19 protein-coding genes and 1 tRNA gene are annotated in these 23,157 nt (G+C 65.9%); 16 read left to right on the plus strand and 4 right to left on the minus strand.

What is annotated here, in order from left to right:
• The first annotated feature begins 61 nt into the window (after positions 1–61).
• From M5I08_RS20835 to M5I08_RS20845, 3 genes are all read left to right on the plus strand, one after another.
• Positions 62–1,258, plus strand: coding sequence for a PPE family protein (locus tag M5I08_RS20835; protein ID WP_219069562.1), 1,197 nt, complete (start codon positions 62–64; stop codon positions 1,256–1,258).
• Positions 1,259–1,341: 83 nt separating this feature from the next.
• Positions 1,342–1,638 carry a WXG100 family type VII secretion target gene (locus M5I08_RS20840; protein ID WP_219067817.1) on the plus strand — a complete coding sequence of 99 codons (297 nt, stop codon included), beginning with the start codon at positions 1,342–1,344 and terminating at the stop codon, positions 1,636–1,638.
• A 31-nt stretch (positions 1,639–1,669) separates the two neighbouring features.
• A complete protein-coding gene (locus tag M5I08_RS20845) occupies positions 1,670–1,954 on the plus strand; it encodes a WXG100 family type VII secretion target (RefSeq protein ID WP_219066228.1) in 285 nt (94 codons plus the stop codon).
• A 510-nt stretch (positions 1,955–2,464) separates the two neighbouring features.
• On the opposite strand, the gene M5I08_RS20850 is transcribed toward M5I08_RS20845, so the two are convergent.
• Positions 2,465–2,530 (minus strand) — tRNA-Leu (locus M5I08_RS20850).
• A gap of 196 nt (positions 2,531–2,726) precedes the next feature.
• Here M5I08_RS20850 and M5I08_RS26380 point away from each other — a divergent pair.
• From M5I08_RS26380 to M5I08_RS20875, 4 genes are all read left to right on the plus strand, one after another.
• Positions 2,727–3,632 carry a PPE family protein, SVP subgroup gene (locus M5I08_RS26380; RefSeq protein WP_219069564.1) on the plus strand — a complete coding sequence of 302 codons (906 nt, stop codon included), beginning with the start codon at positions 2,727–2,729 and terminating at the stop codon, positions 3,630–3,632.
• A gap of 72 nt (positions 3,633–3,704) precedes the next feature.
• Entirely contained in the window at positions 3,705–4,898 is a 1,194-nt protein-coding gene (locus M5I08_RS20865) for a PPE family protein (RefSeq protein ID WP_219069566.1), read from the plus strand.
• 83 nt (positions 4,899–4,981) lie between these two features.
• Entirely contained in the window at positions 4,982–5,278 is a 297-nt protein-coding gene (locus tag M5I08_RS20870; RefSeq protein ID WP_219069568.1) for a WXG100 family type VII secretion target, read from the plus strand.
• Between the two features lie 30 nt (positions 5,279–5,308).
• A complete protein-coding gene (locus M5I08_RS20875) occupies positions 5,309–5,593 on the plus strand; it encodes a WXG100 family type VII secretion target (RefSeq protein ID WP_219069570.1) in 285 nt (94 codons plus the stop codon).
• An 81-nt stretch (positions 5,594–5,674) separates the two neighbouring features.
• Here M5I08_RS20875 and M5I08_RS26385 read toward each other — a convergent pair whose 3' ends face one another.
• A complete protein-coding gene (locus M5I08_RS26385; RefSeq protein WP_219069572.1) occupies positions 5,675–7,027 on the minus strand; it encodes a PPE family protein in 1,353 nt (450 codons plus the stop codon).
• A gap of 37 nt (positions 7,028–7,064) precedes the next feature.
• Positions 7,065–7,382 (minus strand): PE family protein, encoded by a 318-nt coding sequence (locus M5I08_RS20890; RefSeq protein ID WP_219069574.1) that lies wholly within the window; start codon positions 7,380–7,382, stop codon positions 7,065–7,067.
• Between the two features lie 325 nt (positions 7,383–7,707).
• Between M5I08_RS20890 and M5I08_RS20895 the strand changes: the two genes are divergently transcribed.
• The 9 genes from M5I08_RS20895 to M5I08_RS20935 all read left to right on the plus strand — a co-directional run bounded on the left by M5I08_RS20895 (position 7,708) and on the right by M5I08_RS20935 (position 20,665).
• The gene (locus tag M5I08_RS20895) at positions 7,708–8,481 is read left to right on the plus strand and encodes a response regulator transcription factor (protein WP_219069576.1); all 774 of its coding nucleotides are present in this window, start codon (positions 7,708–7,710) and stop codon (positions 8,479–8,481) included.
• Complete coding sequence (locus M5I08_RS20900; RefSeq protein ID WP_219069578.1) at positions 8,478–9,959, plus strand: sensor histidine kinase; 1,482 nt, start codon at positions 8,478–8,480, stop codon at positions 9,957–9,959. Before M5I08_RS20895 ends, M5I08_RS20900 begins: the two co-directional genes overlap by 4 nt.
• A gap of 447 nt (positions 9,960–10,406) precedes the next feature.
• Positions 10,407–10,496 (plus strand): K(+)-transporting ATPase subunit F, encoded by a 90-nt coding sequence (gene kdpF / locus M5I08_RS20905; RefSeq protein ID WP_219069580.1) that lies wholly within the window; start codon positions 10,407–10,409, stop codon positions 10,494–10,496.
• The gene (gene kdpA, locus M5I08_RS20910) at positions 10,497–12,167 is read left to right on the plus strand and encodes a potassium-transporting ATPase subunit KdpA (protein WP_219069582.1); all 1,671 of its coding nucleotides are present in this window, start codon (positions 10,497–10,499) and stop codon (positions 12,165–12,167) included. It begins immediately after the preceding gene.
• Between the two features lie 67 nt (positions 12,168–12,234).
• Positions 12,235–14,346 carry a potassium-transporting ATPase subunit KdpB gene (gene kdpB / locus M5I08_RS20915; protein WP_219069592.1) on the plus strand — a complete coding sequence of 704 codons (2,112 nt, stop codon included), beginning with the start codon at positions 12,235–12,237 and terminating at the stop codon, positions 14,344–14,346.
• Positions 14,347–14,400: 54 nt separating this feature from the next.
• Positions 14,401–15,336 (plus strand): potassium-transporting ATPase subunit C, encoded by a 936-nt coding sequence (locus tag M5I08_RS20920; RefSeq protein WP_219069584.1) that lies wholly within the window; start codon positions 14,401–14,403, stop codon positions 15,334–15,336.
• A gap of 11 nt (positions 15,337–15,347) precedes the next feature.
• On the plus strand, positions 15,348–17,915 hold the full coding sequence (locus M5I08_RS20925; protein WP_219069586.1) for an ATP-binding protein: 2,568 nt from the start codon (positions 15,348–15,350) through the stop codon (positions 17,913–17,915).
• Positions 17,912–18,592, plus strand: coding sequence for a response regulator (locus tag M5I08_RS20930; RefSeq protein WP_219069588.1), 681 nt, complete (start codon positions 17,912–17,914; stop codon positions 18,590–18,592). The genes M5I08_RS20925 and M5I08_RS20930 overlap by 4 nt, the downstream gene beginning before the upstream one ends.
• Positions 18,593–18,856: 264 nt before the next feature.
• Complete coding sequence (locus M5I08_RS20935; protein WP_219069590.1) at positions 18,857–20,665, plus strand: NAD-binding protein; 1,809 nt, start codon at positions 18,857–18,859, stop codon at positions 20,663–20,665.
• Positions 20,666–21,057: 392 nt separating this feature from the next.
• On the opposite strand, the gene tnpC is transcribed toward M5I08_RS20935, so the two are convergent.
• Positions 21,058–22,554 (minus strand): IS66 family transposase, encoded by a 1,497-nt coding sequence (gene tnpC, locus M5I08_RS20940; protein WP_249762911.1) that lies wholly within the window; start codon positions 22,552–22,554, stop codon positions 21,058–21,060.
• Positions 22,555–23,157: the final 603 nt, after the last annotated feature.

Below are 23,157 nucleotides of genomic sequence, written 5' to 3' on the forward strand. Positions count from 1 at the left end.
CCAATGCTGGCCAGATAAACCTCAATCGCAATCCGATCAATTCAAGGACGGGATCAGACACATGGTTTTCGATTTCGCAGCGCGACCCCCGGAGATCAACTCCACACTGATGTACTCCGGCTCAGGAGCGGGACCATTGACGGCCGCGTCCGCGACGTTCAGCGCCCTCAGCTCCGAATTGAACTCGAACGCGGCGTCCTACGAGTCGATAATTTCCCACCTCGGCTCGGAGTGGACGGGTCCGTCGTCCACGGCGATGGCCGCCTCGGCCCAGACCTACATCACCTGGCTGACCACCACCTCGGCGCAACTCGAGGATGCAGCCATGGCGGCCGCCTCATCGGCGGCGGCCTACGAGGCGGCCCACGCCGCCACGATCCCGCCGCCGGTGATCGCCGCCAACCGGGCGCAGCTGGCGGCGCTGGTCGCGACCAACATCCTGGGCCAGAACACCCCGGCGATCGCGGCCAACGAGGCCATGTACGGCGAGTTCTGGGCGCAGGACGCCGCCGCGATGTACGGCTACTCCGCCGCGGCGTCAGCAGCCTCGTCGGCGCTGACACCGCTGACCGACCCGACCGAAAACACCAACCCCGCCGGGCAGGGCCAACAAGCTGCCGCGGTCGGCCAGGCCGTCGGCAGCAACGGGACCTCGGCGACACTGAACAACGCGCTGAGCAGCACGCAGAGCGCGGCGAGCGCGGCCGCGAACCCGGCGGCCAGCGCGGCTCAGGACAGCGCCGGATCGGTACTGTCGGCTCTCAACGGTTTGTTCGGCGTGCCGGTCGTCTCCAACACCGTCTACAACATCGGTGTCACGCTGGCCTGGAACATGGCCATGATGAGCGCGACCCTGCCGATGCTCGGGCACTTCATGGGCGGCGCCGCATTCGGCGTCACGATCGGTGACGCCACCCCGTTGGGCGCCGGTTTGGGCTTCGGCACCACCCTGGCGGGCGCGTCCTCCGGCGGCTTTGGCGGCGGCGCGACGTTGGCCGGTATGGGCGCGGCGTCCTCGGTCGGCGGGCTGTCCGTGCCGGCCGGGTGGTCGGCCGCCACTCCAGCCGCCGTCACCGACGCCACCTTGGCAGGTAGCGGCTGGACCGCGGCCGTCGACGAGGGTGGCACTGGCATGGGCGGAGCGCCGAGCGGCATCATGCCGGGAATGGCCAGCGCCGCAGGCAAATCCGGTTACGGCATGGCCGGCCCGCGCTACGGCGTCAAGCCGAAGGTTATGCCCAAACAGGTCTTCGTCTGATGACCGGGGAGACGATGCCGCCTACCTGAGAGCAGTCATCAATCTCGACCAGTATCGAGCACTCACAACAAGGAGACAGGATTATGCCTACGCGTTTTATGACCGACCCGCATGAGATGCGGGCGATGGCGGGCCGTTTCGACGTGCACGCCCAAACGGTGGAGGACGAGGCCCGCAAGATGTGGGCATCGAGCCAAAACATCGCCGGCGCCGGCTGGAGCGGCAGCGCCCAGATGACGTCGCATGACACCATGGGCCAGATGAACCAGGCGTTCCGCAACATCGTCAACATGCTGCACGGGGTGCGCGACGGGCTGATCCGCGACGCCAACAACTACGAGTCCCAAGAGCAGGCCTCCCAGCAGATCCTGTCCAGCTAGCCCACTCGCACCAGCCTTTTAGGAGAACACAATGTCGATCAGTTACCAGTTCGGCGACGTGGACGCCCACGGCGCGCTGATCCGTCAGCAGGCGGCTTCGCTGGAGGCCGAGCACCAAGCCATCGTGCGCGATGTGCTGGCCGCCGGCGACTTCTGGGGCGGCTCGGGTTCGGTGGCCTGCCAGGAGTTCATCACCCAGCTGGGCCGCAACTTCCAGGTCATCTACGAACAAGCCAACGCTCACGGCCAAAAGGTGCAAACCGCGGGCAACAACATGAACTCCACCGACAGCGCCGTCGGCGGCAGCTGGGCCTAATCCCCCACTAACCATTGTGGCCGGCACACCAAACGGTGTGCCGGCCACGACCATTTGTGCCGCCAGGACCCAGAGCCGAGAACGGCACTCTAAGTGTCGCCGGCGCGCTGCTAGGTGCAGCCGGCGCCGCATCGAAGCGACGATCATCCAGGACGGACCCTGGCCTTCAGGTAGCGCCGAGAGAGCCACGAAAGAGCTCTCGAGGTTTATCCCGCAGCTGCTTCGCCGACTCACCCAGCAGCGGCTACCGGCAAGCCGTCGCCGGCGCCGCCAAACCCGATAAGGCCGGCAACGGCGTCCAGCCTGCCGGGCAGGGCTGAGACCAGGCCAAACCGTTGCCCGGATCGTCTGGCACCGCCGCAAGGCCAGTTGCGTGCGTTAAGAAACCGTCAAGCCATTAGCGATCCCGAGCCTGATAGCACCAAGGTGGGACCGTGGACGCCGTGTTCCACTAACAGCACCGTCGCCCGACCTGAGAAAAGCCTGAGACCATTCGTGCGCCCCGAACCGTGCCCGTCGGATTCGAACCGACACTTGGCGGATTTTAAGTCCGCTGCCTGCTCCTATTTCCCGGCCATCCCAAGGCGCCGGACCGAGACAAGTAGTTTATCTAAAGTTCCGCCCTGACGGTCATCAGCCATCAACCCGGTATGCGGTCTCACTCAGAGCCACCCGGAGATGGAACCGCTGCCGGAGACCTGCACTCAGAAACAGTGACCATCATGGCCGGACCCCTGTGACGGGGTCGGCCTCTCGCCACCAGGAGAAATACATGTCCTATGTGAACACCGCGCCGGCTGCGATCTCGACGGCGGCATCCCAGCTGGAAGGCATCGGCAGCTCGTTTGCCGCCGAGAGCTCTGCCGCCGCCGGCCCGACCACGGCCATCGCCCCGTCGGCTTCCGACGAGGTGTCGATCCTGCAGAGCGGCGTGTTCTCGACCTATGGGCAGCTCTACCAAACGGTCAGCGCCCAAGCCGAGGCCATTCATCAGCAGTTCGTCAACCTGCTGCAGACCTCGTCGGGCTCCTATCAGGAGACCGAGGCCGCCAACCAGGCCGGGACCGCGGCGAATTCGGCCTCGTCGGCGGCATCGAGCGGGTCGTCGAGCGCGGCATCGGGCGGCGGACTCGCAGGAGCCATCAATAGCCTGGCGTCGTTCCTCGGCGGCAACTCTATATCGGGTGGGATCACCGAAATACCGATGGATGAGATGGGCAACTTCGCCTCCGCCTACTCGGACATGATCGGGATGGGCGGTGGCGGTCTGCTGACGACGCTGTCCGGTCCGTCAACGAGTTCGGCTGATCTCGGCGGCTTGGGCGCCGGTCTGGCCGGCGACGTCGGTCCGGCAACCGCGGTCAGCGGGACCGGCGGAGTCGGCGCAATGGGCGCGGCGCCGGTACTGGCCGCGGCCGGCTCGGGGTCGTCCATCGGCCCGCTGTCGGTGCCGCCGAGTTGGGCCGGCGGAGCCGGAGTGCCGACGGCGAGCACACCCGTCACGCTGGCCTCGCAGAGCTGGACCACCGCCGCCCCGACCACCGGCGGGATGGGACCCGGCATCGCCGGCATGCCCGCGGTCGCCAATAGCGGTCGCGGCGGCACCAGCTTCGGCGCCCCGCGCTACGGCGTCAAACCCAAAGTCATGCCGCCGATCCCCAAACCAACGCTCACCTGACCACCCCGCCGGCCGATGCGGTCCGGTCAACCTCAACCACACTTCGATCACTCACGGACGGGATCTAAAAACATGGTTCTCGATTTCGCAGCGCGACCCCCGGAAATCAACTCCGGACTGATGTACGCCGGCGCCGGAGCGGGGCCGATGATGGCAGCCTCCTCGGCATTTAACGCCCTAAGCTCTGAGCTGAGCTCCAACGCGGCATCGTATGAGTCGGTGATCTCTCAGCTCACCTCGGAGTGGCAGGGCCCGTCCTCACAGGCGATGGCCGCGTCGGCTCAGCCCTACATCGACTGGCTGACCACCACGTCCGGGCAGCTGCAGGAAGCAGCCACCCAGGCCGCCTCGTCGGCGGCGGCCTACGAGGCGGCCCGTTCCGCGATGATCCCGCCGCCGGTGATCGCCGCCGACCGGGCGCAGCTGGCGGCGCTGGTCGCGACCAACATCCTGGGCCAAAACACCCCGGCGATCGCGGCCAACGAAGCCATGTACGGCGAATTCTGGGCTCAAGACGCCGCCGCGATGTACGGCTATGCCGGCGCCTCGGCAGCAGCCGCGACACTGTCCCCGCTGACCCCCCCGATAGAAAACACCAACCCGGCCGGGCAGGGAACCCAAGCGGCCGCGGTCAGCAACGCCGTCGGCAGCAACGGCAGCTCGGCAACGCTGAACAGCACCCTCAGCGGCCTGCAAAACGCGGTGAGCGCCGCCGCCACCCCGGCGGCCAACTCGGCGCAAGCCAGCAGCGGCGGCGTGCTGTCCGCCCTCAACAACTTGGCCACCACCCCGATCGTGGAAAACGTGATCTACAACGTCGGCGTCACGCTGGCATGGAACATCGCGGAGATGACCGCGACCCTGCCGCTGCTCGGCCACTTCATGGGCGGCGCCGCATTCGGCTTCACCATCGGTGACGCCACCCCTCTCGGCGCCGGTTTGGGCTTCGGCACCACCCTGGCGGGCGCGTCTTCCGGCGGCTTTGGCGGCGGCGCGACGTTGGCCGGTATGGGCGCGGCGTCCTCGGTCGGCGGGCTGTCCGTGCCGGCCGGGTGGTCGGCCGCCACTCCAGCCGCCGTCACCGACGCCACCTTGGCAGGTAGCGGCTGGACCGCGGCCGTCGACGAGGGTGGCACTGGCATGGGCGGAGCGCCGAGCGGCATCATGCCGGGAATGGCCAGCGCCGCAGGCAAATCCGGTTACGGCATGGCCGGCCCGCGCTACGGCGTCAAGCCGAAGGTTATGCCCAAACAGGTCTTCGTCTGATGACCGGGGAGACGATGCCGCCTACCTGAGAGCAGTCATCAATCTCGACCAGTGTCGAGCACTCACAACAAGGAGACAGGATTATGCCGACGCGTTTTATGACCGACCCGCATGAGATGCGGGCGATGGCGGGCCGTTTCGACATGCACGCCCAAACGGTGGAGGACGAGGCCCGCAAGATGTGGGCGTCGAGCCAAAACATCGCCGGCGCCGGCTGGAGCGGCACCGCCCAGATGACGTCGCATGACACCATGGGCCAGATGAACCAGGCGTTCCGCAACATCGTCAACATGCTGCACGGAGTGCGCGACGGGCTGATCCGCGACGCCAACAACTACGAAACCCAAGAGCAGGCCTCCCAGCAGATCCTGTCCAGCTAGCCCATCGCACCAGCCTTTTAGGAGAACACAATGTCGATCAGTTACCAGTTCGGCGACGTGGACGCCCACGGCGCGCTGATCCGGGCCCAGGCCGCGTCGCTGGAGGCCGAGCACCAGGCCATCGTGCGCGATGTGCTGGCCGCCGGCGACTTCTGGGGCGGCTCGGGTTCTTCTGCCTGCCAGGAGTTCATCACCGCGCTGGGCCGCAACTTCCAGGTCATCTACTCTCAAGCCAACGCCCACGGCCAAAAGGTGCAAACCGCCGGCAACAACATGAACTCCACCGACAGCGCCGTCGGCGGCAGCTGGGCGTAGTTAACCAGCACCCGCTGCAGCCTTTTGTGGCCCGCACACCAACCGGTGTGCGGGCCACAATATTTGGTTGGCCCCGCCGAATTATCCGACCAGCTGCGGCGGAACCATACTGGTACGCATACCGATTCGCGCCAGTCCATCGACCTCATGTTCGCCCAGCTGCGGAAATGTGACCTTGGTTGCAGCCGGCGCACTGGCCGACGCAGCAGCCGTCGCGCCAAAGCCGTTCGTGGGCACGGGCATTGCGGCGGCGGGGCTCATCGACACAGCGCCTGGACCAGCGTCCGGCGTCCACGTCTGCGGCACCGACAGCGAGCCGACCGAACTCGCCTGGCCCATGGTCGCCGCGGTGCCCGCGGAACCAAAGCCAAGGTGGCTCATCGGCATCGAGCTGCTCAGCGCAGGCGCCAAATCCAGTCCACGCACGCTACCGAACGTCCCCATAGCTCCCGACGCCGACAGCGAATCGGCGGCCGGGAAACTCACCCCAACGCCGGGGAAACCAGCGCCACTGCCTCCCGAGCTAGAGCCATTGGAACCCAAACCGGCTGCATCCGAGCCCAAGTCGGCGACTCCGCTCGACGAGGATGACGCGATGTTCGTCAGGTTGTTGAGTCCCCCGAGGCCCGAGGTGGCACCCCTGCTCGCACTGGTGCCGACACCCTTGCCCGTCGACCCAGCTAGGCCCGCAAGCGCGCTCAGCCCTCCAGACGCTCCCGAGACGCCAGTGGTCGTCACCACTGCACCATTGCCCGACAATAGCCCCGAGAGGCCACCCGCCGACTGCGTCGGCTGTGAGAGCCCCTGCAAGGTCGAAGGCACAGCCGACAGCGAAGTCGAAGCGGCGGTCTGCGCGTGGCTGCCGGCGGCCTGGGCCGCCACGGCGGACTGACCGGTCGCGCCTGCGGGGTTGGTGGTCGACTTGGGCAAAGTGAACGGCGCCAACGTCGAGGCGGCCGCCGAGCTGGCGGCGTAGCTGTACATCGCCACGGCGTCCTGAGCCCACATCTGCGCGTAGTGAGCCTCGGTGGCCATGATCGCCGGCGTGTTCTGACCTAGGAAATTCGTGGCGATCAGCGCCATCAGCTGCGCCCGGTTCGCGGCAATCACCGCCGGCGGCACCGTCATACCGAACGCGGCCTCATAGGCGGCGGCTGCCGCCCTGGCCTGGTTGGCCACCTGCTCGAGTTGAGTTGCGGTTGCGCTCATCCATGTCAAAAACGGTGCAATGGCGCCGGCCATCGACGTCGACGCGGCACCGCGCCAAGACTGAGTGGCAAGCCCGGAAACCACCGATCCGGCCGCAGCTGCCGTGGCGTGCAGGTCGGCCGCCAGCCCGTCCCACGCCCCCGCGGCGACCAGCATCGACCCGGCGCCCGGACCGGCGTACATGCGAGCTGAGTTGATCTCCGGCGGAACCGCCCCGTAGTCCATTGCCTTAGCCTTCTGCCCTTTCCGTTGTGCGCTGGGGTCAGCCGGCGGCGATGACGTTGGCGGCTTCGGTGGCCGCATACGATGCGGCGTTGGTCTGCAGGGTGCTGACCAACAACGAATAAATGGCATCGGCCGCGGCGCTGATGGCCTGGTAGCTGCCCGCGTGCGTGGCGAACTGCGCCGCCGTCAGCGCCGACACCTCGTCGGCAGCGGCGGGAACGACACTACTGGTCGGGCCGGCTGCCGCCTGATTTGCCGCAGCCATCGCCGAACCGATGCCAGCTAGATCGCCGGCCGCCGACGACAGCGTCTCCGGATGCGTGGTCACGAAAGACGCGAAAGACGCGAAAGACACTGATCTCTCCAAAGTTTCGTTTGCCGACGGCCGCGCTCATCGTTGGTGGCGGCGGCTATTTCGTTGGTTCTGTTATGGCAGGGTTACCTAAAACGTTTACACACAATCGGTTAGCGATGTACCCTCACTTTTGGCCAACTAGCTCCTTGCCAACGGCTCTGCTACACAGTGTTTTTGGTGTATAACCGCAGCGCAAGCCAAGCGACGAGATACATAGAAAACGCATATCTGCTGATGTCGGCCCCTGCGCGCCGGCTGGCCGACAGATTTGAGATTTCTATGAACTGCGTGACAATGGCGTGTGAGCCGGGAACAATGGAGGGACATGGCGATAATGTCGGACTCTGCGCGCGATCAGCGGCGACGTCAGGCCATTCTCGGTCAGCTGCCCCGGATCAGCCGTGCCGACGGATCGCCGATCCGGGTCCTGTTGGTGGACGACGAACCGGCGTTGACCAACCTGGTCAAAATGGCGCTGCACTACGAGGGCTGGACGGTCGAGGTAGCGCACAACGGCCGGGAGGCCGTGACGAAGTTCGACGAGGTCGGCCCCGACGTGCTGGTCCTCGACATCATGCTTCCCGATATCGACGGTCTGGAGATCCTGCAGCGGATCCGCGAGGCGGACGCCTACACCCCCACGCTTTTCCTCACCGCACGCGACTCGGTGACCGACCGGGTCACCGGCTTGACGGCGGGCGCCGACGACTACATGACCAAGCCGTTCAGCTTGGAGGAGTTGGTTGCCCGGCTACGCGGTCTGCTTCGTCGCTCCAACCACATGGAGGCGCCCGCGGCGGAGGGTCTCAAAGTCGGCGACCTCACGCTCGACGGCGCCAGTCATGAAGTCGCGCGCGCAGGCAAGCCGATTTCGGTTACCTCAACCGAATTTGAACTGCTGCGCTTCCTGATGCGCAATCCGGGCCGAGCGCTGACCCGCAGCGAGATCCTGGACCGCGTCTGGAATTACGACTTCGCGGGACGCACCAGCATCGTCGATCTGTACATCTCATACCTTCGGAAGAAGATCGACACCGGCAGGGAGCCGATGATTCACACCGTTCGCGGTGTCGGATACGTGTTGCGCCCGCCCAAATGATCAGGCCGCCAACCGCATCCTGGTGGCGCCCGCGGACCTTGCGTCGCCAGCTGGTACTGGGTGTCTCAGCTGTGGTCACGATCGTGGTACTGGCGGTCGGTGTGATCTCCACGCTGAGCTTCCGCACCTACGTCAACGCAATGAACGACGCGGAAGTTTCCGAATCGCTTGACGCCCTGAGTTATTCGGTCGCCCGGTATCGCCGTGACGAATCGTCGCATCACGGTGGCCTCGGGCACGCGATGTTGGGATTCACCGGACAGAACACGGGGAACGTCATCGCCGTGCTGCACAACGGCGAAGTGATCGGCTCAGCGGTATTTTTCCAAGACGATCCGCGTCCCGCCACTCCCGATGTCGTCGCGGCGATCAAGGCGCAGCACTGGCAGGACGGACGGCTACGCACTGTGACGCTGGGCAGCCTTGGGTCATTCCGTGTGGACAGCCAAACGGTCGGTCCCGCTGACGAGCTCGTTGTCGGGGTCTCGTTGGATCTTGCAAACAAGACCATCAAGCGCCGAATTATCAGCGCCACAATGCTTTTGATAGCAGCTTTCTTGGTAACGGCGGCCCTGACCACACTGGTGGTCACATACGCGCTGCGGCCCTTGCGGCGCGTCGCGGCAACCGCCGCAGAGGTCGCCGGCGCGCCCCTCATGGAGGACCATCGCATCACCGCCAGAGTCCAACCGGAGGACACCGACCCGGACAACGAGGTGGGAATCGTCGGCCACACCTTGAACCGGCTGCTCGACAACGTCGACAGCGCGCTCGCGCACCGCGCCGAATCCGACCGGCGGATGCGGCAATTCATCACCGACGCCAGCCATGAACTGCGCACCCCGCTGACAGCCATCCAGGGCTACTCCGAGCTCACCCGCCAAGACAGCGCCGCGCTGCCGCCGACCACCGAATACGCGCTGGCCCGCATCGAGTCGGAAGCCCGGCGGATGACGTCGCTCGTCGACGAGCTGTTGCTGCTCTCACGGCTGGGCGAAGGTCAGGATCTGCGCACCGAAGACGTCGATCTGGGCGATCTGGTCCTCAACGCGGTCAACGACGCGGCGGTGGCCGCGCCGAGTCACCGCTGGGTCAAGGACCTGCCCGACGAGCCGGTGTGGGTGCGCGGCGACCGCGACCGCCTGCACCAACTCGTCAGCAATCTACTGACCAACGGCTGGGTGCATACCCCGTCCGGTGTGACCGTGACGACCGGAATCGCCTGTCACCGGCCTGCCGACGGTGCGCCATACGCCGAGCTGACGGTTACCGACGACGGCCCCGACATCGAGCCGGACCTACTGCCGCACCTCTTCGAGCGATTCGTTCGCGCGAAGAACGCCCGATACGACGGCTCCGGAAATGGACTGGGCCTGGCGATTGTGGACTCGATCGTCAAAGCCCATCAGGGCTCGATCAGCGCCCAATCCGCTGACGGCAAAACCACTTTCCGGGTGCGCCTGCCTATCGTAGGGTAACGGGTCACAGCCGGTGCAGCAAAGTTCCCGCAATTCGCGGTGGCCGCGAAACTGAGCGTTAATTGGTTGTTACGCGTTAGCCTGCTCGGTCGTCGCAAACTCAGTAAGCCTTGCCCGCCGTAAAGAAAACGTTAACGATGACGCGTTCGAAACCGCCGAGGCATAGCGTCATTCCAGGTCTTCACCATGAAGGTCTACCTTGCATACCGGCACCACGACTCGATGGACCGTCGAGCTGTCGGCTTGTCACGAACGGAGGAACTATGTCGGTGGTTGCCTACGTCCTACTGACGGTGGCAGTCTTCGCCGTCCTCGGCTATGCGCAAAAGCTGGTCGAAAAGCTATGAGCCGCGACGACGCGGAGCGAAGCGATGAGGTGGGGGCACGCCCCCTCGCCGCTGCGCGGCTGAGAGTACCCCCACCCGCTCGCGGGGGAGAGTGGCGCGCATGAGCTATGACAACATCGTCGGCATCGTCTTGTCGGCAGCGTTGGCGATTTTCCTCGTCGCGGCTTTGTTCCTGCCGGAAAGGTTTTAAGTGAACAACTCTACTGCGGGGGTCGCGTTCCTAGCTTTGTTGGTGGTGGCGTTGGTGGCCATCCACGTGCCGCTGGGCGACTACATGTACCGGGTGTACACCTCGCCGCGGCACTGGCGCGTGGAGAAGGCCCTCTACCGTGTCATCGGCGCCGACCCCGAAGCACAACAGACCTGGCCTGCCTACGCCCGCAGCCTGCTGGCGTTCTCGGCGGTCAGCGTGCTGTTCCTGTTCTTCTTCGAGTTGCTGCAGGACAAGTTGCCGCTGCACCTGAAGAATCCTGCGACCCCGATGACACCCTCGCTGGCCTGGAACACCGCGATCAGCTTCGTGACGAACACCAACTGGCAGGCGTACGCAGGCGAGTCGACCCAGGGCCACCTCGTGCAGATGGCCGGCTTGGCCGTACAGAACTTCGTGTCCGCCGCGGTGGGCATGGCCGTCGCGGTGGCGCTGGTTCGCGGCTTCGCCCGCACCAGGACCGCCGAACTCGGCAATTTCTGGGTCGACTTGGTCCGCGGCACGCTCCGCATCCTGCTGCCGATCGCGTTCATCGGCGCGATCGTGCTACTCGCCGGCGGCGTGATCCAGAACTTCCACCTCAACGACCAGGTTGTCACCACGCTGAGCGGCGCCCAGCAGACCATCACCGGCGGACCGGTCGCCAGCCAGGAAGCGATCAAGCTACTCGGCACCAACGGCGGCGGCTTCTACAACGCCAACTCCGCGCATCCCTTCGAGAACCCGAGCGCGTGGACCAACTGGGTGGAGATCTTCCTGCTGCTGGCCATCAGCTTCTCGCTGCCGCGCACCTTCGGCCGCATCGTCGAAAGCAAGAAGCAAGGTTATGCGATCGCCGCGATCATGGCCGTCCTGGCGGTGTCCAGCGTCGCCCTCATCGGGGTATTCCAGTTGGGCCACCACGGCACCGTGCCCACTGCCGTCGGCGCCGCGATGGAAGGGGTCGAGCGACGGCTCGGCGTCGCCGACTCCGCGGTTTTCGCCGACGCGGTCACGCTGACTTCGACCGGCGCGGTGGACTCGGCGCACGACTCCTACACCAGCCTGGGCGGGCTGGTCGAGTTGTTCAACATGCAGATCGGTGAGGTGGCGCCCGGCGGCGTCGGCTCCGGCCTCTACGGCATCCTGATCATGGCCGTCCTCACCGTGTTCATCGCTGGGCTGATGGTCGGCCGGACACCGGAATACCTCGGCAAGAAGATCACCCCCCGCGAGATGAAACTCGCGGCAAGCTATTTCCCGGTGACCGAGTTGCTCGTGCTGCTCGGCACCGGCATCGCGATGGGGTTCGGCGGTGAGCGCGCCGCCATGGCCAACACCGGACCGCACGGCCTCTCGGAAGTGCTTTACGGCTTCACCTCCGCGGCCAACAACAACGGCTCGGCTTTCGCCGGCCTGTCGGCGAACACCACCTGGTACAACATCGCACTTGGCCTGGCGATGGTCATCGCCAGGTTCGTGCCGATAATCCTGGTGCTGGCGCTGGCCGGATCGCTTGCCCAGCAAGGTCATACCCCGGAATCCCCCGGCACCCTGCCCACCCATCGACCGCAGTTCGTCGGCCTTGTCGCGGCCGTCACGGTAATCCTGTGTGCCCTGACCTTCCTGCCGGCTTTGGCACTCGGACCTCTCGCTGAAGGAATCCACTGAATTGACGACAACAACGACGGCTTCCAACGCCCAGCCCACCCACTCGTCGCCTCAACTCCCCGGCCACATGTCCGGCGGGCGGGTCCGAGGCGGCCTGCTCGATCCCGTGCTGCTGGTCAAAGCGCTTCCCGACGCGGTGCGCAAGCTCGACCCGCGCACCCTATGGCGCAACCCGGTGATGTTCATCGTCGAGATCGGCGCCGTCTGGTCGACGCTGCTGACGATGGGCAACTCGTCGTGGTTCGGCTGGCTCATTGTGTTCTGGCTCTGGCTGACAGTGCTTTTCGCCAACCTCGCTGAGGCGGTCGCTGAAGGACGGGGCAAAGCCCAGGCCGACACCTTGCGCAAATCCAAGGCCGACACCATCGCACGCCGGCTACACGGCTGGTCACCGGATGCCCCCGGCACCCAGGAGGACGTCCGGGCACCAGAACTGCAAAAAGGCGACATTGTCGTCGTCGAGGCGGGCGAAATCATTCCCGGCGACGGCGACATCGTGGAAGGGATTGCCTCGGTCAACGAATCAGCCATCACCGGCGAATCGGCGCCGGTGATCCGAGAATCCGGCGGCGACCGCTCCGCGGTCACCGGCGGCACCACAGTGCTGTCGGACCGCATCGTCGTCAAGATCACCCAAGAGCCCGGCAAGAGCTTCATCGACCGGATGATCGCCCTTGTCGAAGGCGCCAACCGGCAGAAGACGCCGAACGAGATCGCGCTGAACATCCTGCTCGCGGCGCTGACCCTCATCTTCCTGTTCGCGGTGGCGACGCTGCAACCGCTGGCGATCTACTCCAAGATCGACAACCCCGGCGTGCATGACACCTCCGCGCTGACCAACAACGGCGTCACCGGCGTCGTCCTGGTGGCGCTGCTGGTGTGCCTGATCCCCACCACCATCGGCGCGCTGCTGTCGGCGATCGGCATCGCCGGCATGGACCGACTGGTCCAGCGCAACGTGCTGGCGATGTCGGGCCGCGCGGTCGAGGCCGCCGGCGACGTCAACACGTTGCTGCTCGACAAGACCGGGACCATCACTCTGGGCAACCGGGAAGCGTCGGAATTGATCCCGGTCACCGGGGTCACGTCCGCGGAGCTGGCGGACGCCGCGCAGCTCTCCAGCCTCGCCGACGACACCCCGGAGGGCCGCTCGGTCGTGGTCCACGCAAAGCAGGCCTACGGACTGCGCGAGCGCTCCCCCGGCGAACTCAGCCACGCGCACTGGGTCGAATTCACCGCGACGACCAGAATGTCCGGCGTCGACCTCGACGGGCGACAGCTGCGCAAGGGTGCGGCCAGCTCGGTCGCCAACTGGATCCGCGACCACGGCGGCACGATTCCCGACGCGCTCGGCGATATCGTCGACGGCATCTCGGCCGCCGGCGGCACTCCGCTGGTGGTCGGCGTAGTCACCGACGGCGGCGGCGGCAAGAAAGCCGACGTGCTGGGCGTCATCCACCTCAAGGACGTGGTCAAGCAAGGCATGCGCAGCCGGTTCGACGAGATGCGCAGGATGGGCATCCGAACGGTGATGATCACCGGTGACAACCCGCTGACCGCCAAGGCGATCGCCGACGAGGCCGGGGTCGACGACTTCCTCGCCGAGGCCACCCCCGAAGACAAGCTGGCGCTGATCAAGCGTGAGCAGGAGGGTGGCCGACTGGTCGCGATGACCGGTGACGGCACCAACGACGCGCCGGCATTGGCCCAGGCCGACGTCGGGGTGGCGATGAACAGCGGCACCAGCGCGGCCAAAGAGGCCGGCAACATGGTGGACTTGGACTCCGACCCCACCAAGCTCATCGAGATCGTCGAGATCGGCAAGCAGCTGTTGATCACCCGTGGCGCGTTGACCACGTTCTCGATCGCCAACGACATCGCCAAATACTTCGCGATCATCCCGGCCATGTTCGTGGCGCTGTTCCCCGGCCTGGACGCCATCAACGTGATGCGGCTGCACAGCCCGGAATCGGCGATCCTTTCCGCGGTGATCTTCAACGCGATCATCATCGTGTTGCTGATCCCGTTGGCGCTGCGCGGTGTCCAGTACACACCGAGCCGTGCCGCTAAACTGCTGAGCCGCAACCTCTACATTTACGGGCTGGGCGGAATCGTCGCCCCGTTCATCGGTATCAAACTGATCGACCTGGCCGTGCAATTCATCCCCGGGATGGGCTGACATGAACCGCGTCGGCGACGATGCAGAACGAAGTGAGGAGGAGGAGCGGCGCAAATGAAATTCTCGAACTTGCTTCGCCAACACTGGGCGGCGCTGCGCGCGCTGCTGGTGATGACGGTGATCACCGGCATCGGCTACCCGCTGGCCATCTGGGCAATCGCGCTGCTTCCCGGGTTGCACGCCAAGGCGGAGGGCTCGATGCTCACCGTCGCCGGGCGGCCGGTGGGCAGCAAGCTGATCGGTCAGCTGTTCACCGACAAAGACGGCAACCCGCTGCCGCAGTACTTCCAATCCAGGCCGTCAGCCGCTGGAAACGGCTACGACCCGTTGGCGTCGGGCGCCAGCAACCTGGGTCCGGAAAGCATCGTTGACACACCGGCCGATCCGGCCAAGCTGGCTGCAGGCGCCGATCCGTCCACGGCCGGGTTCAAACCCAGCCTGCTGACCCAGGTGTGCTCGCGCAGCCTTGCGATCGGAAAGCTCGAGAAGGTCGACGGGTCGCGCCCGTTCTGCACCGGCGGCGGGGCGGGCGCAGTGCTGTCGGTGATCGGGCCACGGGATTCAGCCGGCAAGGTGGTCCACCCGACCCAGGTGGTCAGCGTCAACGAGCCCTGCTCGATGCCCGGTAGCGCACCGACGACGGTCTTCCAGCAGCTTTACGAGGGTGTGCGGGTGCAATGTGCCCAGTACGGTCAGGACTACTCGGTCGGTCAGATCGTCCCGGTTCGCGGGGCGGCGTCTGATCACCCGACGGTACCTGTCGACGCCGTCACCGCCAGCGCTAGTGGCCTCGATCCCGACATCTCGCCTGCTTACGCCGAGGTTCAGGTGGCCCGGGTAGCCCAGGCGCGCGGGATCAGCGTTGCCCAGGTGCATGAGGCGGTTAGCCACAACCAGCACAGTCGTCAGCTCGGCTTCATCGGCGAGCCGGTGGTCAACGTGCTGCAGCTCAATCTCGAGTTGGATGGCAAGTACCCGGCGAAGTCGTAGATGATGTCGGTGTGACTTCCGATGCGCAGGCTGCGTCAAACGCAGCCGCCGAACGAGCACAACCGCGCCGACGTGGTGAGCTGCGCATCTGCCTGGGCGCCGCACCCGGCGTCGGCAAGACCTGCGCCATGCTCGGCGAGGCGCATCGCAGGCTGGCGCGGGGCACCGACGTCGTCGCGGCGGTAATAGAAACCCATGGCCGCAAGAAGGTCGCAGAGCTTCTCGACGACATCGAGGTCATTCCGCCGCGCTACCTAACCTATCGCGGAACGACGTTCCCCGAACTCGACGTCGAGGCGGTGCTGCGCCGTCAGCCGGCAGTGGCGCTGGTCGACGAATACGCGCATAGCAACGTCCCGGGCAGCGCGAACTCGAAACGGTGGCAAGACGTCGAAATGCTGCTTGACGCGGGCATCACCGTGATCTCGACGCTCAACATTCAGCATCTGGAAAGCCTCAACGACGTCGTCGCCTCGATTACCGGCATCGAGCAGCGTGAAACGGTACCCGACGATATCGTCCGAAAAGCAGCTCAGATCGAATTGGTCGACATCACACCGGAAGCGTTGCGGCGCAGGCTCGCCCACGGGAACGTCTACCCGCCGGAGCGGGTCGATGCGGCGCTGTCCAATTATTTCCGCCCCGGAAACCTGACCGCTTTGCGTGAACTCGCGCTGCTATGGCTTGCCGACCAGGTCGACACGGCGCTGGCGAGTTACCGTGCCGACAAGAAGATTACCGACAGCTGGGAAACCCGCGAACGGATAGTTGTCGCCGTGACGGGCGGCCCGGAATCGGAAACGTTGGTGCGCCGCGCTTCTCGCATCGCATCGAAGTCGAGCGCTCAACTGATGGTGGCACACGTCGTCCGCGGCGACGGGCTTTCGGGCACCTCGGCGCTGCAAGCGAGCAAAGTGCGCGAACTCGCCACCAGCCTGGGCGCAACAGTTCACACCGTGGTTGGCGATGACGTATCGGCCGCACTGCTGGAGTTCGCCCGCGAGACCAACGCCACCCAGCTGGTGCTCGGCAGCTCGCGGCGGTCGCGGTGGGCGAGCATTTTCAGCGAGGGAATAGGCGCGGCCACCATCAAGAACTCGGGCAAGATCGACGTCCACATGGTCACCCATGACCAAGTCCACCCCGGGTTTTCCTTCGCGTCAATCTCGCCGCGGGGCCGGCGACTCGCATCGTGGCTCGCCGCTGTCACCGTGCCGTGGGTGATGTTGGCGATCACCCTGGCCTGGTTGGACTCGCTGCTGGACGTCGGCGGCAAGACTGCCGTCTTCTTCGTCGGGGTGATTGGTGTCGCGCTGTTCGGCGGCGTGGCGCCGGCCCTGCTGTCGGGGCTGCTGTCTGCGGGGCTGTTGGACTTTTTCCTCACCGACCCGCGAGGCTCCTTCACCGTTCAGGACCCCAGCCAACTCATCACCGAAGTGGTTCTGCTGGGGGTCGCCATCGGTATCGCCGCGCTGGTCGACACCACCGCCAACCGCGCCCGCGAGGCCAGGCTCGCGGCTCAGGAAGCCGAGTTGTTGGCGTTGTTCGCCGGGTCGGTGCTGCGCGGCGGCAGTCTCGACACGCTGCTGGAGCGGGTCCGGGAGGCGTATTCTCAGCGCGCGGTCTGCCTGATGCGCGAAGTCGACGGTGACCGCCAGGTGGTCGTCTCGGTCGGCAAAGCCCCCTGCGCGATGGTGGATTCCGCTGACACCGCGGTCAAAGTCGGCGACGACGAATTCTGGTTGCTGCTGTCCGGCCGAGCCCTCACCGCCCGCGACCGCAAAGTCTTGTCGGCCGTTGGAACCCAAGCCGCCGGTTTGGTCAAACAGCAGGAGCTGGCCGAACAGGCCGGCAAGGCCCACACTCTTGCTCAGGCCGCCGAGATGCGCCGGTTGCTGCTCTCGGCGCTCGGACATGACCTGCGGACCCCGCTGACCGCGGCCAAGGCGGCGGTCTCCAGCCTTCGCGCCGAAGATGTCTGGTTTTCGCCCGACGATACTGCCGAATTGCTTGCCACCATTGAAGAGTCGATCGACCAACTCACAACGCTGGTCAACAACTTGCTGGACTCGTCCAGGCTGGCCGCGGGCGTGGTCCGGCCGGAGCTTTCCAAGATCTACCTCGAGGAGTCCGTGCAACGCGCGCTGGTCAGCATCGGAACACGCAGTACCGCCTTCGGGCGCGACACCTTCGACCGGGTCAAGGCAGATGTCGGCGGGACAACCGTGATGGCCGATGCGGGGCTGCTGGATCGGGTGCTGTCCAACCTGATCGACAACGCGCTGCGCCACGCGCCCGACAGCTTGGTGCGGGTCAACGCCGGCCAGGTCGCCGATCGGGTGCTGATCAATGTCGTCGACGAGGGTCCGGGCGTCGCCCGCGGCGCTGCTGAGCAAATGTTCGAACCGTTCCAGCGGCTGGGCGATACCGACAACACCATCGGTCTGGGCCTCGGCTTGTCGGTAGCCAAGGGGTTCGTCGAGGCGATGGGCGGCACCATCCAAGCCAACGACACTCCCGGCGGCGGGTTGACCATCGCGCTGGATCTGGCGGCACCCCCCGCGGAATCAAGCCGATGACCCGGGTACTTGTCGTCGACGACGACCGACAGCTGTTGCGGGCACTGCGCATCAACTTGTCGGTGCGCGGCTACGAGGTGATCACCGCCGCAACAGGCGCGCGAGCACTGGCAGCCGCCGCCGAGCAGCCGCCCGACGTCGTGATCCTGGATCTCGGGCTGCCCGACATATCCGGCATCGACGTGCTCGCCGGGCTCCGCGGCTGGATGAGCGCTCCGGTGATCGTGCTGTCAGCACGCACCGATTCCGCTGACAAGGTGGGAGCACTGGACGCCGGTGCCGACGATTACATGACCAAGCCGTTCGGCATGGACGAACTGCTGGCCCGGTTGCGCGCCGCGGTGCGACGGGCAGCGGTCGCCACCGGTGCGGACAATCCGGTGGTGGAAACCAAGTCGTTCATCGTTGACCTTTCCGCAAAGAAGGTGATCAAGAACGGCGCCGAGGTCCACCTGACGCCGACCGAGTGGGGAATGCTGGAAATGCTGGTACGCAACCGCGGCAAGCTGGTCGAGCGCGAGGAGTTGCTGCGGGAGATCTGGGGACCGAAGTACGCGAGGGAAACACATTATCTGCGTGTCTTTCTCGCGCAGCTGAGACGCAAGCTCGAGGACGACCCGTCGCATCCGAACCATCTGCTGACCGAGGCGGGCATGGGGTATCGCTTCGAGGCTTGAGCGCCACTGCTCTTAAGGCATGCTCGGGCGATACCACGCGAATGATCCCGCGCAGTAACGGCTTTAAGCTTTAGCGCCGCGGGCACGGGCCATGAGTCAGTCGTCATGAGTGAATTTCCGGCCAGCAAACTTAGGTGTTGGGCCCGGACGACGCAAAGCCGTGGGGTAACCTTTATCAGTAATGGCATCGGCAAAGCGGGTGCCTCCCCGCGCTCAGTCTTGGACTCGATCGCAATCAGGTATTCCCGAGTGGCGGATGAGAGCATGCATCATCACATCATTGTCAGCGGTGACGATGCGCTGGCCACGACGATCGTCGAGGAGCTGAAAAGGGCCGGCGCGCGGGTTGTCAAGCTAGACAGTGCCAAGCTTTCCGACGTCGGCGTGGCGCGCGAGCTCGTGCGCGCCGAAGTCGCGCGCGCCATTGCCGTCGTATGTGCCGGGGATGACGATGCGCTCAACCTCGAAATCGCCCTTCTGGCAAGACGAGCCAACCAGAACATGCGTGTGGTGGCGCGCCTGACCAATGACGTGTTGCGTGCTGCGGTTGCTGACGACAACGGGCCCGGCGCCATCTTCCACGTCGCAGAACTCGCGGCGCCGTCGGTCGTCGAAGCCTGCCTGTCGCATACCGCCCACCCGTTCGAGGCCGCTGGCATCAAATTCGTGGCCTCGGGCAGCGAAGCACCCCGCGACGCAACGCTGCGCGAACTCTACGGCGACCTGGCGCCGGTCGCGGTCATCCACGGCGGGAACTCCCCCAACCGCAGTGAAGTGGTGGCCTGTCCGAGCCGGGATCATCGGGTGCACGCCGGTGACTGGACGGTGATGATCGGGACTGCCGACGAGTCGGCCGATCGCGGCGTCAAGGTTGCGTTGCCGGTCGGAACCCGCGCACGCCGGCCTCGATTGCGACGAGTGCTCGACGCGATCCGGGTGGTGCTCGATGATTTCAACCCGGCGTTTTATCCGGCGTTGATGGCAGCGGGCATCCTGGTTATCACCTCAATGGCGGTGCTGCACTTCAACTATCAGCGCCCGCGGATGTCGTGGATCGACGCGCTGTACTTCACCGTCGAGACGATCACCACCACGGGCTACGGTGACTTCAGCTTCGGCCAACAGGTCATCTGGCTACGTCTGTTCGCTGTCATGCTGATGTTCGGCGGCGCGACCACCATCGCATTGCTGGTCGCATTCATCGCCGACGTGCTGTTGTCCCAGCGCTTCGTCGCCGCGGCGGCGCGCCCGCGAGTGCGCCATCTGCGCAACCACATCATCGTCGTCGGGCTGTCCGAGCTCGGGATCCGGGTGGTCAGCGATCTCGTTGCCGCTGGCCACGACGTGGCGGTGATCGAGCGCGACGAGGAAAACCGCTTCTTGCCGGCGGTGCGCGAACTCGACGTGCCGGTGATCTTCGGGGACGCGACGGTGATCCAAACGCTGGAATCAGCGCGGCCGGATCGTGCCCGTGCGGTGGCGGTAGTGACCCGCGACGACATGATCAACATCGAGACCGGGATCATCATGGCCGAGATGTTGGGACCGCGGGTGCTGCCCGACGTCAATCGGCTGGCCGAAGTGCCGGTCGTGCTGCGGGTGTTCGAGCGCAAATTGGGCTTCGCGGTCGCTCAGCGGTTCGGCTTCGACGGCGTCCGGTCCACCGTCGAACTGGCCGTGCCCTGGTTCATCGGCGCCGCGAGCGGCCTGGAGGTGCTGGGGACCTTTTCGGTCGGGCACAGTTCCTTCATGGTCGGCGCCATGCGGGTCGCGCCCGGCAGTGAACTCGATGGCCTGCAGATGTTCGACGTGTCTACCCAAATCCGCATCATCGCGATCACCCGGCAGGACGCGCCGGTGCAGCTACGCCCCAGCCGGGAAGAGCGGCTGCGCGCGGACGACACCGTCTATCTGGTCGGCCCGTACCGGGAATTGCTGGGCACGTTGCGCAAGGGACTGCCGCCTCGGCAACCGACCGACGACGAGGGGTTGCGCGACGGCCAGGACGCTCAGCCAGCCACGGAGGAGCAAGGCGTCTCCATCGACGCCGCCCGCCAAGCGCGGGCCGGCTGAACGCTCGCAGCTGGCGTCCACGTCGTTACCAGCCACTTCGCGGGGTTGCGCCGCTTGGAATCGGGTACGACTGCAGACAGGCCATCGGACCAGGGGGCGAAAGCACCTGTCGGCATTTGTGGCCCGACTCCGCGCAATGGCAACGAATTCGTGCGCCTAAGAAATACAGGTGATTAGCCTGAGAAATACGACTGATCGTTACGACAAAACGGCGCTAAGAAACCGCTGTCGTTTTTGGATTTCCTGCGTTTAAACGGCCGATAGTGAGATGGTCCAGCGGTCCAGCAGTAAACATTCAGCCCCGACGTTGACCTGTGGTTCGACTTGTGTGATTGCGCCCCGCGGCGCCCCCGCCGGAATGGTTGGATTCGGTGGTGGCGGTCGGGCCGCTGTCAGGCCGGGGCTGGGTCGGGTGGCATCCAGGGTTGGCCGATGATGGCCTCGCGCAACGCGCCGAAAGTGTTGCGGCCGTGCTTGGCCGCGGTGGACAGGTAGCCGCGGATGCGGTAGCGGTCTTCGGTGCGTTTCTCGCTGGTGAGCCGCCCGGAGATGTTCTGCTGGATCTTGGCCGGCCGCAGGTCGCGTTCGGCCTGGTTGGAGGTGGGCGGCACACGCAGGTCGAAGGCGAAGCGCAGCGTGTCGGCCTCGCGGTCGCGCAGGGTTTCCAGCAGCAGCCGAGCCTTGCGTTCGCCCGGACGGTCGCCGCCGCTGGTTGTCTCCGAAAGCCCTACCAGCACTCCGTGTTTGAACTCGCCGACAAGGTTGTCACGCACGGCGGGGTCGATGCCGTCGGCACCGGCGGCGCGGGCGAGGTTGGCCTGGTGGATCAGCGAGCGCAGCGCCCGAGCGACCTGGGGCGGCCATTCCGCGTCGGGGTAGACCTCGCCGGCATCGCCCAGATCCCGCCCGAGGTGCTGACAGCACAGCTGATGGGTGTGATCGCCGAGCGCGGCAGAGTCGTAGTTCTGGTAGCGGTCGTGCACGAGCACCGCGCCGTCCAGCTCGGTGATCACGGACCTCTTGAACGTGTCCAGATCCCGGTCGCCGACCAGATAACTGGTGCACCACTCGGTGCAGGCGACCAGCAGATACTTCTCGGCCTTCTTCCGGCCGAGCTTGGGGGTCCTGGGTCCGACCCGCAGCGGGGTCTCGTCGCAGCACACCGCGTACGCCAGGGTGATCAGGGCGCGGATCCGTTTGTCCACCTCGGCCAGCAACGCGGAGGCGCGCGCGAGCATGCCGTGCACGAACCCCACCGAGGGGGCGGCGCCGGTCAGCGAGTCCAGCAGCTCCACCACCCGGTGCGCGGGGATGAACTGCACCACCATCAGATACACCGCGAGAGCCTGCAGGTTCGGCCCGTACCCGACCGGCCCGGACCGGGCACCGTCGGGGCGGGTCGCGGTGTGCACCCGGCCGCAGCCGCACATCACCCGATGCTGGTCGTACTGGGTGATCCGCACTTCGATCGCGGGGATCTCGTGCTGCTGGTAGCGGTCCACGATCCCCAGATCCGCCGCCCCGGCCAGCTCCGCGCCGCACCCGCACCGCCCCTGCGGGAACCGGTCCACTCGCTCAGCCGGGCCGTCGGTCCAGGCCAGATGCGTCCCCGGGGCTCCGGGCTGCTTGCCCCTCTTCCGCCCCGACCCGCTCCGACGCTTCGGCTTCACCGGCGCCACGCGGCCTGGGGCATCGTCCTGCGACGGCGGCATCGACGAGTTGCCGCTGTTGCGCGAGAGCAGATGCTCCAGTCTGGCCAGCCTCGCCGCGGATTCCTCGTTGGCCGCGGCCAGTTCGGCGATCCGCGCGTCCTGTTCGGCGATCCGCGCCGCCTGGCCAGCGACGAGCGCGATCAGCTCCTCACGCGACATCTCCTCGGGCGCGGCCACTCCGAGATCACACCAGCCCCACCACCAACATCACCGGCGACACGCCGAGACCACACCAGCCACACCAGCACCGACAGTCACCACTGTCGCAGCGGCGCGTTCACACCCCTGACGTCGACGCGGCTGCCAATCAGCCAGCGCATCGACCACTGCACGAGCTTCCCTGATAGCCACAAACACCGACCATAGCTACGACCCGTAACGGCCTCGGCGCCACCACCCAGGCGCAGATGCCGCGACCTCACCGCCTCCGCGAAACGGCTGAATGTTTACGTCCAGCACTAATTTAGGCTGGTGGACGCTCCAAACCGCAACCTGATGTAATGGCGGTTTGCCCGACCATTATCACCGAAGGGGGCCGATGGTTTCCAGACCGGTGAGTCCGAATGTCGCCGGCGGCAGTCGATGATTTCGCCCGGCATTGTCGCGGCGGTGAGTAGTGCAAATGCGGCGGCGCAATTCCGGCGTCAGTTGACGACGCGCGGGGGCCAGAGGCGACAACAGCCTTGCGGCATGTCACCATTGCGCCAGCAGTCGCTGGTGCCGACACGGCCAGGTGTGAGCTGTCCGCAACCGCGACATACACCAGGGTCGGGGGCGTCT

It is taken from the genome of Candidatus Mycobacterium methanotrophicum (assembly GCF_023515995.1).
GTDB lineage: Bacteria > Actinomycetota > Actinomycetes > Mycobacteriales > Mycobacteriaceae > Mycobacterium > Mycobacterium methanotrophicum.